Source organism: Ruegeria sp. AB9, from assembly GCF_056542585.1.
In genome coordinates, this window is record NZ_JBQGAA010000010.1 from 1 (window position 1) to 12,622 (window position 12,622).

Consider the following 12,622-nt stretch of genomic DNA (forward strand, 5'->3'; position numbering starts at 1 on the left):
GCAGATCCTCTGCAAGGCTCGGTTGGCCGAGAAGCGACATGATCGTGGGAACCCAATCCTCCATTGCGACCAGTTCGCCCGTTGTTGTTCCCGGTTCCACGACGCCGGGCCACTTGATCATCGCGGGAACTTTGAAGCCGCCCTCATAGCCCCCGACACCCTTGTCGGCTCTGAACGGATGATTGCCACCATCGGGCCAGGAATTCGGAGGGGACTTTTCGGTCGCGAAGGAATAGAGCACACCGCGTTGCGCAAATGGTGACGTTTCAAAAAATGTCAGTGGGATGGTCAGCCTGCTCAACATATTCACCGACATTGAGGTGATACAGAACGCCGAGCTGACGCCTTTTTCTTGGAGGTTTTCTTCCATCTACAGGCGGTCTCGCGTTTGACACCACGCGTCTTTGCAACCTCGCCAACGGAAAAACAACCAGCGCTCATACGCTGCCTCATTTCATCTTTGAATCTTCGGAGCCACAGATGGCAACCGTCTTTTCCAGCGGGAATTCGACGGCTGGTCAGAGGTTACCTAGGGGATCAGATGCAACGCTTACGGTGTTCCCGGTCCTTTTTCCTTTGGCTATTATCACAAGCGAGTCCAAGTCTGATGCGCGCAAATCGCATGTTCGCAGCCTTTGACCAGCAACTTGTCCCCCTGCAATGTCATCTGCGGCACAGCATCCACGTTGATCAATGGCACCCAGAACTCGCCCCCGCCATATTTTCCGCCGCCTTCACCGGACACATCCCAGAACAGCTTTTTGCCGATATTCGGAGTTTGAACTTCCTTGCCTGAAGCGTCATAGGCAGAGAGAATCTGGCCACAAAACTTGCTTCCGCACGCTGTGATTTTGATGTGCGAGACCAGATTTTTGCGGTCAGGCTCGGTTTTCCAAACACCCACGATTGGATCCGCGAAGACAGCGACTGGAAGACACACAGCAACAACTGGCAGCAGTCGTTTTTTCAGCCTGTCAATCAAGGCAGTACTCCTTTTTTGGGCCGGTATTCCAGCACCTCTCGCGGATAGAAGCAGCCTCAGGCAGCTTCCCCGTCCGATTGCTGGCGGTTCCACAGCTGAGCATATCGCCCGGACCGCGCCAACAATTCGTCATGCGCGCCCTGTTCGATGATTTCGCCAGCTTCCAGAACCACGATCCGATCAGCCTCGGCAATGGTGCTGAGGCGATGGGCGATGGTAATCACGGTTCGCCCTTCACCTGCACGCGCCAGGGCATCCTTGATGTCCTGCTCGGTATCCGTATCCAGCGCCGAGGTTGCTTCGTCCAGCAACAGGATCGGAGGGTTCTTCAGCAAAGTCCGTGCGATACCCACGCGTTGTTTTTCGCCCCCGGAGAGCTTGAGGCCCCGTTCACCGACCATGGTGTCGTAACCTTCGGGTAGCGAGATGATGAATTCGTGGATCTGCGCCGCTCGGGCTGCGGCCTCAACCTCCTCCGGGGTGGCATCGTCACGGCCATACGCAATGTTGTACCGGATACTATCGTTGAACAGCACCGTATCCTGCGGCACAACACCGATGGCCGCGTGGAGGCTGGTCTGGGTCACATCCCGCACATCCTGTCCGTCGATTTTCAGCGCCCCCTTGGTCACATCGTAGAACCGAAACAGAAGCCGCCCAATGGTGGATTTGCCGGACCCCGTCGCTCCCACGATGGCCACGGTTTGCCCCGCCGGGACGGTCAATGACACACCCTTGAGGATTTCACGCTCTGGGTCATATCCGAAATGCACATTGTCCAAAGTGACTTCGCCGCCGTTCACCTTCAGGTTAGGTGCACAGGCTTTGTCGGTAACTTCGGCGGGTTGTTCGAGCAGATCAAACATCTGCCCCATATCGACCAGCGATTGCCGGATTTCCCGATAAACGGTCCCAAGAAAGTTTAGCGGTACGGTGATTTGAATCATATAGGCGTTAACCATGACAAAATCGCCAACGGTCAGGTTTCCATTCTGAACGCCAATTGCAGCCAGAACCATCACTCCGATCAGACCGCAGGTGATCAGGAAAGACTGGCCAAAATTCAAAAATGCCAGCGAGTAAGCCGTTTTCAGCGCCGCCCCGGCATAAGCTTTCATCGACACATCGTAGCGTTCAGCTTCGCGCCCTTCCGCATTGAAATACTTGACAGTTTCGAAGTTCAGCAAACTGTCAATGGCGCGCTGATTGGCTTCTGTGTCCTGATCGTTCATCTCGCGCCGCAGCTTTACCCGCCATTCGGTGACGGCAAAGGTGAACCAGATGTACAGGCCAATGGTGACGGCGACGACAACCAGATACCAGACATCGAACAGCCACATCAGGATGATCGCGACCAGCAACAGCTCCAGAATCAGTGGCCCGATCGAGAACAGTAGGAAACGCAGCAGGAACTCGACGCCTTTGACGCCTCGTTCGATGATGCGGCTCAGCCCCCCCGTGCGGCGAGAGACGTGGTACCGCATAGAGAGATTATGAATATGCTGAAAGGTCTCGAGCGCCAGCGCCCGCAAGGCCCGTTGTCCGACGGGGGCAAAGGCCGCGTCCCGCAGCTGTTGGAAGCCCACAGTCAGCATCCGCGCCACGCCATAGGCAACCGTCAACCCGACCGCGCCCAGCGCCACCGGCGGCACGCCCTCACCTGCCAGTGCGTCAACTGCCCCTTTGTAGAGGATTGGCGTATAAACCGCGATCAGCTTGGCCAGAACCAACATGCCCATGGCAATGACCACGCGGCGTTTGACCCATGCCTCGTCTTGCGGCCAAAGATAAGGCGCTACCTTACGAATTGTTCGCCAGCCAGAGCTACGCTCGTCGCTCTGCGCCATATCGTCCGAGGTCATAGCAGGTGTTCGTCTCATCACGTACCTTGTCTGCGGTCAGAGATTTACCCCGGCCCGCGTAGGCCAGAGGCGCTGATTATTCAGGTATTGTAAATATCTGACCCGGATAAATCAGATCCGGATCGCGGATCAAGTCGCGATTGGCCTCGAACAGACGCACATAAAGGACACCGTCGCCAAACCTGTCGCGCGAGATGGCCCACAGCGTGTCGCCTTGCTGAACTGTGACAGAACGAATTGCGGGTGTTTCCCCCTGCGCCTCGGTCTGATCGGCTGCAACAGCGGCATCCAACACTTCGACCGGTTCCCGCTTGAACGGAGTTTCGACACGGCTGAGTACCGTCCCGTCCGTGTTCACCGCGTCCACGCGCAATGTGTAGACCCCCGGATCAATACCTTCCAGGTCGCTACGCCAGGATCCATCCTCCTGCGGATCCAGATCGGCGACCAGACGATTGTTCAGGTATAGTCGAACGGCGGCCCCGTCCTGCACACGTCCAGTCAACTGGACATCGCCGGTATCCGAATATCCGATTGTATCCAGTGCGATCTGATCGGGGGGGGTATCCCGCACCACCGGGGGCTGCACCAGTTCAACACCTTCTTCGCCTGACCGCAGCACCGCAATCTGCTGATCAGGTTCGGGTGTCTCTGCACCCCGGTCAGCGTTTTCCGTTTCCTCGGCTTCAGGCTCCGCGGTTTCGGTTCCAATCACTTCAACTTCTGCCGTTTGAGCTTCGGTGGCAGAGTCAGGCTCAGGTTCTGCATCGACTGTCGCGACAGTGGCATCTACGGCATCCGCAGGCGTGTCCTGATCGGCCACAGGTGCTTCTTCAGCGGAGGGTACTTCCTCGACCGGTTTTGGCAAAGCCGCGATCAGATAGTCGTCAGACTGCGTGATCCGTTCCCCATCCTTGCTTTGCAGGACCAACCCCTGAGCCGCGTCGCTGAACGGGATCGAAACGAACTCGGCAAACTGACCGCTGTTGTCCACCGTAAATGTGTGCACGACTTCTCCGTTCAGCAGCACCTCGATCTGGCTGCCGGGCTCTGCATCGCCGGACAATAATGCCGTTCCATCTGTTTCAACAAAAATCTGATCCAGCACCGGAGGGGCAGCGGGTGCCGGTGCGGCGTCTTCCGTCGGTACAGCGGCAGTATTGGTGTCAGAAGCGGCCTCGGCAGCTTCACTTGTGTCCTCGGCGGGCTCAATCGTGGGCTCTTCATCTGTTGAAGCCGCCTGTTCAGTCGGTTCTGGTTCCGAGACCTGCGCCTCAGGCACTTCCGCCTCCTGCCCTTCAGGTTCCGGGGCAACGGCGGATGCGGTTTCCTGCGGGGCGCTAGGCTCTGGCGCTTTGGTGAAAACACCGGATAGATACAATCCACCTGCACCCAATACCGCAACAAGACCCGCAATCACCCCCCAGATGAAATTGCCCGAGCTTCCGTTTCCCGATTTGGCGTCCATTATTTTCCTTTCACTCCACCGAGCAAAAGCTTTGCTTTAAAAAAGCTTTCCGGCGGACAGTTGAGCCAATCTACCAATCCCGCTATCACGGGTCAAAACCTCTGACACAACCCCGGAGCCCCCCTTTTATGTCTCAGAAATCAGTCTGTGTGTATTGCGGGTCACGCAATGGAGCCGAGAAGGCTTATTCTGAAACTGCACGGCAGTTTGGCAGCCTGTTGGCGCAGGAAGGCTGGCGGCTGGTTTATGGAGCCGGAGATGTCGGTTTGATGGGAGAAGTCGCCCGCGCTGCGCAAAATGCAGGTGGCGAGACCTTTGGCGTCATTCCGGTGCATCTGGTCAAGCGAGAAGTCGGGAAAACGGATTTAACCCATTTCGTGATCACCGAGACAATGCACGAGCGGAAGAAGGTCATGATCATGAACGCCGACGCTGTGGTGGTTCTGCCCGGCGGGCCGGGGTCACTGGACGAGTTGTTCGAGGCGCTGACCTGGCGACAGCTTGGCCTGCATGACAAACCTATCGTTGTGGTCAATGTGAACGGCTACTGGGACGCGTTGCATACATTGCTGGACCAAGTGATCGGGCAAGGCTTTGCCGACACTTCTCTGGCAGATTTCATCACTTGGGTTGAAGATGCCGATACAGCCATAGTCGCGTTGCGGGACAAAATCACCTGACCTTGAGAACGGTGCGGGCGGTATAGCCGCCCGCCGTATTGATCAGGCCAGTCGTGCCTTTGGTTGCAAGCTGTGGCGCACCACCTGCTCGACCTTGTGCAAAGGATGATTGGTCAGAGTCTTGTTGACCTCGGCCACGACCTTTCCCAGCACCTCACCGTGCAACCGGCGGCGCAACAGACCCAGAACATGGGGGCTGGCCACCAGAACCAATCGGTCATAGGCCCCTTTCAGCCCCTTACGGTTCAGCAGATTTGCCAGATCCTGCACAAACAGGGACTTTGCATGGGCCTTCCACGTGGGTTCTTCGACTGCTGATTTCTGTTTTGGCCCGCCGTCACTGCGGCGACCTGCGCGGTCCGTCGGTTTTCCGGCTGGGCCGTCCTGCTCCTCGACAGCGACGACGACAAGATTAGGATCGTCGGCATCGGTAATATTCTCCATTACCAGCGCTTTCTCTCCATCTGCAACAATAACCCAAGTTCCCTGTGTAAGTGCGACCATTACGATCTCCTGCTAAGGTTGTTTTCTGGCTGTCCCTCGACCTGCCGGGCATACGGGCTCGTTGACGCACCATCAGTGCGCCGCCCGATCATTGTATGAACTGATGTGCGGTTCTCTCCCTCCGCCCTACAGAGATGTGTACTGGAGAGCCGCAAACAAGATGCGGTCATATAGAAAGGGCCCGTATCGGCGGGTTTTCACCGGCTGTTCATCAACCCTTTAGGCGGTCATTTCAATGACCGTGATTTCGGGGGTCACGCCTAGGCGAACCGGCAGGATTGAACACCCGATACCGCCTGAAACGACCAGATCGCGCCCACTTTCGCGCACATGACCATAGGCATATCGATTGCCGAATTTTGATGGCACAACAGGCGACCAGCCGAACAGACGCACCTGACCACCATGTGTATGCCCCGACAAAGTCAAGGCTACCCGGTCGGACACGCGCGGGAAAACATCGGGCTCATGCGCCATCATCACAACCGGCGCATTATCTGTAACCTGCGCCAAGGTTCCTGACAAATCATCCAATCCCTGAGGTTTGCCTTTGCGCCAGATCGCCAGCTGATCCTCGAGCCCCGCCAACCAAATACCCAAGGTCTCAAGTTTAATTGCTGAATTGGACAGAACAGAAATGCCATGTTGTTCCAGAATATCAGCATAACGATTGGGTCCGGCCCCTCGCCGTTGCGCCTGCTTGTCATCCCACCAGTCGTGATTGCCCAGCACTGAAAAGACACCGTTCTTCGCCTCAAGCCCAGCCAACACCGGTGCCAGATCATGCATTTCTACCGATCCGGAAACGCCCCTGTGGCTTGCAAAGAAATCACCCAGCAGCAAAATGACATCCGGCCCAAGCGCATTCGTGCGCCGCACAATCTTTTCCACACGGTCAAGGCCGACGAACGGCTCACCAACGTGCAAGTCGGCCAGCACGGCAATCCTGAGTGGCGGCGCTGTCCAGTCGTCCCGCTGAATGCGCCATTTGCGCACGCGTAACCGCATCGCTGGTTCAATGAAGAACCCGTAGGTTGCCGAGGCAAGGCCTGCCAGCGTCACCGCCAGCAGGCCCTTTATAAACCGACGTCGGTTCAAGGATTTACATCCGCGATGCGACGTTTTCCCAGTTCACCAGATTGTCGAGGAAATTCGACAGGTAAGCTGGACGCTTGTTGCGGAAGTCGATGTAATAGCTGTGCTCCCACACATCACAACCCAGCAGCGCGGTCTGACCGAAGCACAGCGGGTTCACTCCGTTTTCAGTCTTGGTCACGGCCAGCGAGCCATCGGCATTCTTGACCAGCCACGCCCAGCCCGAACCGAACTGACCAGCACCAGCGGCGCTGAACTGCGATTTGAATTCGTCAACCGAACCAAAGCTCTCGGTCAGGGCCTTCTCCAGCTCACCGGGCATGGCATTACCGCCGGGGCCCATCATTTCCCAGAACTGGTTGTGGTTCCACAGCTGGCTGATGTTGTTGAAGATACCGTTCTGCGCGACTGCGTTTGCGTCGTAGGTGCCGACGATGATCTCTTCCAGTGACTTGCCGTCCCACTCGGTGCCGGCGATCAGCTTGTTGCCGTTGTCGACATATGCCTTGTGGTGCAAGTCGTGGTGATATTCCAGTGTTTCCGCAGACATGCCCTTGGCTGCCAGCGCGTCATGTGCATAAGGAAGATCAGGAAGTTCAAAAGCCATGTCGGCCCCCTGTTTAAATGTAAGTTGCGGTTCCCAACGGTTAAATGCTTTGGCAACCGCCGCAGGTCAAGGGGCGAGACGATAAAACCCGGAGGCAGGCGATGCTGACACAGGCGCGCAAGATGTTCTACCGCGCCCGCGGATACTATGCGGGCAACCTGAACGGCGAGCCATTTCGTCTTGACCCCTATCATTCAAAGTTTTGGCGCAAAGCCTCGGCGGGCGCTTGGGAGCCGGAAACTTTTGCCGTTTTGGATCAGTTCCTATCCCCAGAAAGCGACTATCTGGATGTCGGGGCGTGGATCGGCCCCACGGTCCTCTACGGCGCACGCAAAGCCCGCCGCGTCTGGTGTTTTGAGCCGGACCCCACCGCGTTCCGACACTTGGCATGGAACCTTGATCTGAATGACATTCAGAACGTTTCGGCCTTTGGAGTAGCTTTGTCCGATCAGTTTGGTGTAGCCCGCATGGCTTCTGTGCGCGGCGAGCCAGGGGATTCGACCAGCTCACTTCTGCATGACGGCGCACATGGATCGGATGCGTTGACAATCGAGTGGGATCAATTCGAAAAGACAAATGATCTGTCATGCGTTTCACTGGTCAAAATAGATATCGAGGGGGCGGAATTTTTTGTGGCACCTACTCTGGCCGCTTGGCTAAACGAACAACGCCCCGCCCTGCTTCTATCGCTTCATGCCCCTCTTCTGCCGGAACACGAGCGACGCGAACGTATTAGCGCGTTAATGGATGAGCTGAGTTTTTACTCGAGGCTGTCGGATGACAAAGCGCAGCCTCTTAAAGTTTCGGACTTGCTGACGGAAGACGGCGTAAACCGTTTCCACACGATCCTCTTGCAAGGGTAGAGCGATGGGCACTTTGTTCTTCGTGCACGCGAAGTCATGCTTGTATCATTTAAATGTATCAGATTGATTGTGCACATCAAAATCACAACCAACTGGATAAAATGAAAAGACTATTTTTGATTGCCGCCGCCGTAGTGTTTGCACAAACAGCTACTGCAGAAACAGTTACCTATCATTGCAAGATGACCAAACAAGACGCCCATGGCTGGATTGCGCCAGAGTATGGTTTCCAAGTGGACTCCGCAAAGGCTTCGGCGATGGCGGCAAGCTCGCATCAAGATTGGGCCAAGGCAAAATTTAAAGACCGCGGCGCCAAGGGGTATCGAATAATCTGGAACATCGATCAAAAAATGGTCGCCGGAGGCAATGTCCGTGTTCGATATCAAGCGAACCTGAAAACCTCCGACAACACAGTCGCCGTTCGCATGGCATTTGTGCAAGGGAATTTTGCGAACAAGCCTTTTGGAGTCGGAACCTGTTCCGTGGAAAAATGAGCGAAAGCCCCGATAATACCGGGGCTTCTCCTACTATTCAGTAAACTCCAACCTCACTGCCCGGTTGCGCTGCAACCTTGAGCAGTTTGAAGACGTAGTCCGCAGCCGAACGGAAGCAAACCACGCGGAAGGTCTGTTCATCGTCCATCCAGAACGCACCTGCCACCTGCGCCAGGCGCGAGCGACGGATTTGGCCGGGCTGGAGGGCATCTGCCGACAGATCGACCGGAGCAACCTTGCCCAGCACCTCTCGCGCACTGCCCCCAGAGATGCTAAAGACCGCGCGGGCATCCGAGACATTGACCGCCAAAGCGTGGGTGCCGCTGAGCGCACCGGCCATGTCGGCCAGTTTGGCTTCGACATCGGAGTAAGGCACCAGCACCAACAACTCGTCGGTCGACATCCAGCAGACGCCAGTATCGCCCTTGACCAACGCCTCGCGCTGACCGGGCACTTTCTGCCCGGTTGCATCCTTGACGGCTTTGGCCAGCACCTTATCCGACAGATCACCGCGCAGGGTGATCATACCCTGCAGGCCGCATTCCTCGACCTTGGCGATGCCGTCATAGCTTACGTGGTTCAGTGCGCTGATGGGTTCAGACATTCTGCTTCTCCCCGTCCTTGTCGAAGAAGATCGGATCCACGATCTTGGCTTTATAAATTTTGCCGTCAGTGCCCGGGAACTCGACGATCTCGCCCATGCGGTCGGGACCGTGTTTGATCAGACCCATGGCTATGCCCTTGCCCAGGTTGGCCGAATAGTAAGTTGAAGTCACGCGACCGATCATATTGCGCTGACCGTTGGCGTTGACGCCCTCGCCCACTGCGTAAGCGCCGTCGGGAATAACCGAACCATCCACAGTCTCAAGCCCAACCAGTTTCCAGCGCTCGGGATCGGCCATATGGCTGCGCGAATGGGCGCGCTTACCCAGGTAGTCTTCTTTCTTCTTCGAGAGCGCCCAGTTCAGCCCCAGATCCTGCGGGATCACGGTGCCGTCGGTCTCATCGCCGATCATGATAAAGCCCTTCTCGGCCCGCAGGATGTGCAGGCATTCGGTGCCGTAAGGCATAACACCAAACTCTTTTCCTGCGTCAATCAGTGCGTCCCAGAAGGCCTGACCCTGCGACGCTGGAACGGCGATTTCGTAGGACAGCTCACCTGAGAACGAGATGCGATAAGCACGTGCGTCGAACTCACCGATCTTGCCGTCACGCCATTCCATGAAGGGCAGCGCCTCTTTTGACAGATCCATGCCGCCGCCTGTCTGCGCGTTCAGCTTCTCCAGCACCTTGCGGGCGTTAGGACCGACCACGGCGACTTGTGCGTATTGCTCGGTCACGTTGGCGACGTAGACTTTCCAGTCCCACCATTCAGTCTGCAGCCATTCTTCCATGTGACCATGGATGCGCTCGGCCCCACCAGTGGTGGTGTGGCACAGCCACGTATCCTCATCAATGCGGGCAACAACACCGTCGTCGATCAGGAAGCCGTTTTCCGAACACATCAGGCCATAGCGGCATTTGCCGACCTTAAGCGTCGACATCATGTTGGTGTACATCATGTCGAGGAACTTGCCGGCATCCGGGCCTTTGACGATCAGTTTGCCCAGCGTCGAGGCATCCAGCAGGCCAAGGTTCTCGCGGGTGTTCTTCACCTCGCGATTTACCGCGTCATGAACGGATTCACCAGGACGGACATAGGCATATGTCCGGCGCCAGTGACCGACCGGTTCCCAATCGGCACCGTTCTTGTCGTGCCAATCGTGCATCGGGGTCTGACGGATCGGCTGGAATACATCACCGCGCGCTTCGCCACCGATCGCACCCATCGAGATAGGCGTATAAGGTGGGCGGAACGTGGTTGTACCGACCTTCGGAATTTCAGATTCAAGTGCGTCAGCAAGGATCGCCAAGCCGTTGATGTTGCTCAACTTACCCTGATCCGTTGCCATACCAAGCGTGGTATAGCGTTTGGTATGTTCAACGCTCTCGTAACCCTCACGTGCAGCCAGTTGGACGTCCGAGACTTTGACGTCGTTTTGGAAGTCCAGCCAGGATTTCATACGCAGTTGCACCTCGGCATTGGCGGGCATTAGCCAAACTGCTTCCATCGGCGCTTCGGCAGTTGTTTCACCAACTGGTGCCTTGGTGTTCTTCGGCTTGAAGCCAGCCGCCTTTGCGGCAGCCTTACCGGCAGCGTGGGCGTCAGTCAGGACGTCTTCCAACGCCAGAGGGCCGTTAGACGCGCCTGCGGCAACGACAAACCCCTCTCCGTTCGCACCCAAAGGCGGGCGAGACGGGTCGGGACGGAAATGAGCATTCGCGTCGTCCCAGATCAGCTTGCCGCCGCAATGGGACCACATGTGCACCACCGGAGACCAGCCGCCCGACATGGCGACCGCATCCGCCTCAACCTCTTCACGCGCACCGCCGACGCCTTCCTGATTGCAGATGGCAACCTTTTTGACGCGCTTGCCGCCTTTGACTTTGGCAATCGCCTTTCCCGGATCGACGCGGATACCCATTTGACGGGCTTCTTCCGCCAAAGGTCCTGCCGTTGCCCGGGCGTCAACAATACGCAAAACATCCACACCCGCCTGTTTCAGCGTAATCGCGGTGCGATAAGCGTCATCATTGTTGGTGGCGACGATGACCCGATCCCCCGGAGTCACCCCCCAGTTGACAACATAGTCGCGCATGGCCGAAGCAAGCATCACACCCGGAACATCGTTGCCAGCAAAGGACAAAGGCCTTTCAATTGCGCCTGTTGCAGTTACAACTTGCTTGGCACGAATACGCCACAAACGGTGACGTGGGCCTTGCACGCCCGGCGTGTGGTCGGTCAGACGTTCATATCCCAGCACATAACCGTGGTCGTAAACCCCTGCACCCATACAGCGCGAGCGCATGGTAACGTTGTCCATTGTTTCGAGTTCGGAAACCAATTGTTCCACGAACTTATCCACAGGCTCATCATCAACAGTGCCACCGTCAACCGGAGCGCGACCGCCCCAATGTGCGGTCTGCTCGATTAGCAGTACTTTGGCGCCCGATTGCGCCGCCGCCTTGGCCGCCTGCAGACCGGCCACACCGCCGCCGATTACCAGTACATCGGTGAAGGCATAAAAGTGTTCATAGGTATCCGCATCGCGGTCGTCCTTGTCGGGCGCTTTGCCCAGACCGGCAGATTGGCGGATGATCGGTTCGTAGACGTGTTTCCAGAATGGTTTGGGATGGATAAACGTCTTGTAGTAGAAACCGGCAGGCAGAAACCGGGCAAAGGCCGTGTTCACCGCACCGATGTCGAATTCGAGGTTCGGCCAATGGTTTTGCGAGATCGCGGTCAGACCGTTGAAGACCTCGGTCGTGGTGGCACGCTGGTTCGGCTCGAACCGGTTGCCCTGTCCCAGACCGACCAGAGCGTTCGGCTCTTCCGCACCGCTGGCGACAACGCCGCGGGGCCGGTGGTACTTGAACGACCGGCCCATCATCATCTGATCGTTGGCCAGCAGCGCCGAGGCAAGCGTATCGCCTTCGTAACCCTGCATTGCAGTGCCATTAAAGGTAAAGGTAACCTTTTTCGACCGGTCAATCAGCCGGCCTTGTTTTGCGAGACGGGTGCTCATGGTGCGGACCTTTCGCAGTTGGAAGCATTCGAGCTTCCGGCGGGAGTATTTCGGAAAAGATGAAGCATCAGGAGAGACCTCTCCAGGCCCATCCCGGACGTTTTGTCGTGATGGCGTCCTTGATTTCTTGCGGTGGCTCGGTGGTCTGGGCGGAATAGGTTCCAAAAACCTCGAGCGTTTGCGTACAGCGTGCGGCGTGGAACCACTTGCCGCAGCCATTGGCGTGCCGCCAGCGTTCAAAGTGAACACCTTTCGGGTTTTCACGCGTGAACAGGTAGTCGTGGAATTCGTCATCAGACGAGCCCGGACCGAAACGCTTCAGATGCGCTTCACCACCCGCAGCCAATTCAGTTTCTTCGGCATCTACGCCGCAATAGGGGCAATTCAGGATTAGCATGTTGTCATCCTTTTGGCGGTAGGTCGGCGCGGGGGCCGACCTGA

Annotated in this window: 13 protein-coding genes; 3 read left to right on the plus strand and 10 right to left on the minus strand. The window is 56.9% G+C overall.

The genetic code is table 11. The features are described from left to right. The 4 genes from ACR0K5_RS17620 to ACR0K5_RS17635 all read right to left on the minus strand — a co-directional run. A partial coding sequence (locus ACR0K5_RS17620; RefSeq protein WP_480630959.1) for a sulfatase-like hydrolase/transferase occupies positions 1 to 370 on the minus strand: 370 nt, incomplete at its 3' end. A gap of 216 nt (positions 371 to 586) precedes the next feature. Next, the gene (locus ACR0K5_RS17625; protein ID WP_480630960.1) at positions 587 to 982 is read right to left on the minus strand and encodes a DUF2147 domain-containing protein; all 396 of its coding nucleotides are present in this window, start codon (positions 980 to 982) and stop codon (positions 587 to 589) included. Between the two features lie 56 nt (positions 983 to 1,038). Beyond that, positions 1,039 to 2,862 carry an ABCB family ABC transporter ATP-binding protein/permease gene (locus ACR0K5_RS17630; protein WP_480630961.1) on the minus strand — a complete coding sequence of 608 codons (1,824 nt, stop codon included), beginning with the start codon at positions 2,860 to 2,862 and terminating at the stop codon, positions 1,039 to 1,041. 58 nt (positions 2,863 to 2,920) lie between these two features. Further along, positions 2,921 to 4,312, minus strand: coding sequence for a LysM peptidoglycan-binding domain-containing protein (locus ACR0K5_RS17635; protein WP_480630962.1), 1,392 nt, complete (start codon positions 4,310 to 4,312; stop codon positions 2,921 to 2,923). A 128-nt stretch (positions 4,313 to 4,440) separates the two neighbouring features. Between ACR0K5_RS17635 and ACR0K5_RS17640 the strand changes: the two genes are divergently transcribed. Continuing rightward, entirely contained in the window at positions 4,441 to 4,992 is a 552-nt protein-coding gene (locus ACR0K5_RS17640; RefSeq protein ID WP_480630963.1) for an LOG family protein, read from the plus strand. Between the two features lie 42 nt (positions 4,993 to 5,034). Here the strand turns inward: ACR0K5_RS17640 and ACR0K5_RS17645 are convergent, their stop codons facing one another. The 3 genes from ACR0K5_RS17645 to ACR0K5_RS17655 all read right to left on the minus strand — a co-directional run bounded on the left by ACR0K5_RS17645 (position 5,035) and on the right by ACR0K5_RS17655 (position 7,198). Beyond that, positions 5,035 to 5,496 (minus strand): host attachment family protein, encoded by a 462-nt coding sequence (locus ACR0K5_RS17645; RefSeq protein ID WP_480630964.1) that lies wholly within the window; start codon positions 5,494 to 5,496, stop codon positions 5,035 to 5,037. Positions 5,497 to 5,715: 219 nt separating this feature from the next. After that, on the minus strand, positions 5,716 to 6,594 hold the full coding sequence (locus tag ACR0K5_RS17650) for a metallophosphoesterase (protein WP_480630965.1): 879 nt from the start codon (positions 6,592 to 6,594) through the stop codon (positions 5,716 to 5,718). A 4-nt stretch (positions 6,595 to 6,598) separates the two neighbouring features. Beyond that, complete coding sequence (locus ACR0K5_RS17655) at positions 6,599 to 7,198, minus strand: superoxide dismutase (RefSeq protein ID WP_113789565.1); 600 nt, start codon at positions 7,196 to 7,198, stop codon at positions 6,599 to 6,601. A 101-nt stretch (positions 7,199 to 7,299) separates the two neighbouring features. Here ACR0K5_RS17655 and ACR0K5_RS17660 point away from each other — a divergent pair, with 101 nt between their 5' ends. Both ACR0K5_RS17660 and ACR0K5_RS17665 read left to right on the plus strand, forming a co-directional pair. After that, positions 7,300 to 8,061 (plus strand): FkbM family methyltransferase, encoded by a 762-nt coding sequence (locus ACR0K5_RS17660; protein ID WP_480630966.1) that lies wholly within the window; start codon positions 7,300 to 7,302, stop codon positions 8,059 to 8,061. A 53-nt stretch (positions 8,062 to 8,114) separates the two neighbouring features. Further along, a complete protein-coding gene (locus tag ACR0K5_RS17665; RefSeq protein WP_480630967.1) occupies positions 8,115 to 8,555 on the plus strand; it encodes a hypothetical protein in 441 nt (146 codons plus the stop codon). Between the two features lie 37 nt (positions 8,556 to 8,592). Here ACR0K5_RS17665 and ACR0K5_RS17670 read toward each other — a convergent pair whose 3' ends face one another. From ACR0K5_RS17670 to ACR0K5_RS17680, 3 genes are all read right to left on the minus strand, one after another. Then, positions 8,593 to 9,159, minus strand: coding sequence for a sarcosine oxidase subunit gamma (locus ACR0K5_RS17670; RefSeq protein ID WP_480630968.1), 567 nt, complete (start codon positions 9,157 to 9,159; stop codon positions 8,593 to 8,595). Beyond that, positions 9,152 to 12,181 (minus strand): sarcosine oxidase subunit alpha family protein, encoded by a 3,030-nt coding sequence (locus tag ACR0K5_RS17675; RefSeq protein ID WP_480630969.1) that lies wholly within the window; start codon positions 12,179 to 12,181, stop codon positions 9,152 to 9,154. Before ACR0K5_RS17675 ends, ACR0K5_RS17670 begins: the two co-directional genes overlap by 8 nt. 67 nt (positions 12,182 to 12,248) lie before the next feature. Next, positions 12,249 to 12,578: a sarcosine oxidase subunit delta gene (locus ACR0K5_RS17680; protein ID WP_480630970.1), complete on the minus strand. Its 330-nt coding sequence runs from the start codon at positions 12,576 to 12,578 to the stop codon at positions 12,249 to 12,251. Between the last annotated feature and the right edge of the window lie 44 nt (positions 12,579 to 12,622).

What these genes read in the sequence shown, in the direction of transcription:
- ACR0K5_RS17645 (WP_480630964.1), bottom strand. Translation starts at nt 5,496, where the DNA reads ATGGTCGCACTTACACAGGGAACTTGGGTTATTGTTGCAGATGGAGAG.
- ACR0K5_RS17680 (WP_480630970.1), bottom strand. Translation starts at nt 12,578, where the DNA reads ATGCTAATCCTGAATTGCCCCTATTGCGGCGTAGATGCCGAAGAAACT.
- ACR0K5_RS17635 (WP_480630962.1), bottom strand. Translation starts at nt 4,312, where the DNA reads ATGGACGCCAAATCGGGAAACGGAAGCTCGGGCAATTTCATCTGGGGG.
- ACR0K5_RS17670 (WP_480630968.1), bottom strand. Translation starts at nt 9,159, where the DNA reads ATGTCTGAACCCATCAGCGCACTGAACCACGTAAGCTATGACGGCATC.
- ACR0K5_RS17665 (WP_480630967.1), top strand. Translation starts at nt 8,115, where the DNA reads ATGTATCAGATTGATTGTGCACATCAAAATCACAACCAACTGGATAAA.
- ACR0K5_RS17660 (WP_480630966.1), top strand. Translation starts at nt 7,300, where the DNA reads ATGCTGACACAGGCGCGCAAGATGTTCTACCGCGCCCGCGGATACTAT.
- ACR0K5_RS17675 (WP_480630969.1), bottom strand. Translation starts at nt 12,181, where the DNA reads ATGAGCACCCGTCTCGCAAAACAAGGCCGGCTGATTGACCGGTCGAAA.
- ACR0K5_RS17630 (WP_480630961.1), bottom strand. Translation starts at nt 2,862, where the DNA reads ATGAGACGAACACCTGCTATGACCTCGGACGATATGGCGCAGAGCGAC.
- ACR0K5_RS17655 (WP_113789565.1), bottom strand. Translation starts at nt 7,198, where the DNA reads ATGGCTTTTGAACTTCCTGATCTTCCTTATGCACATGACGCGCTGGCA.
- ACR0K5_RS17640 (WP_480630963.1), top strand. Translation starts at nt 4,441, where the DNA reads ATGTCTCAGAAATCAGTCTGTGTGTATTGCGGGTCACGCAATGGAGCC.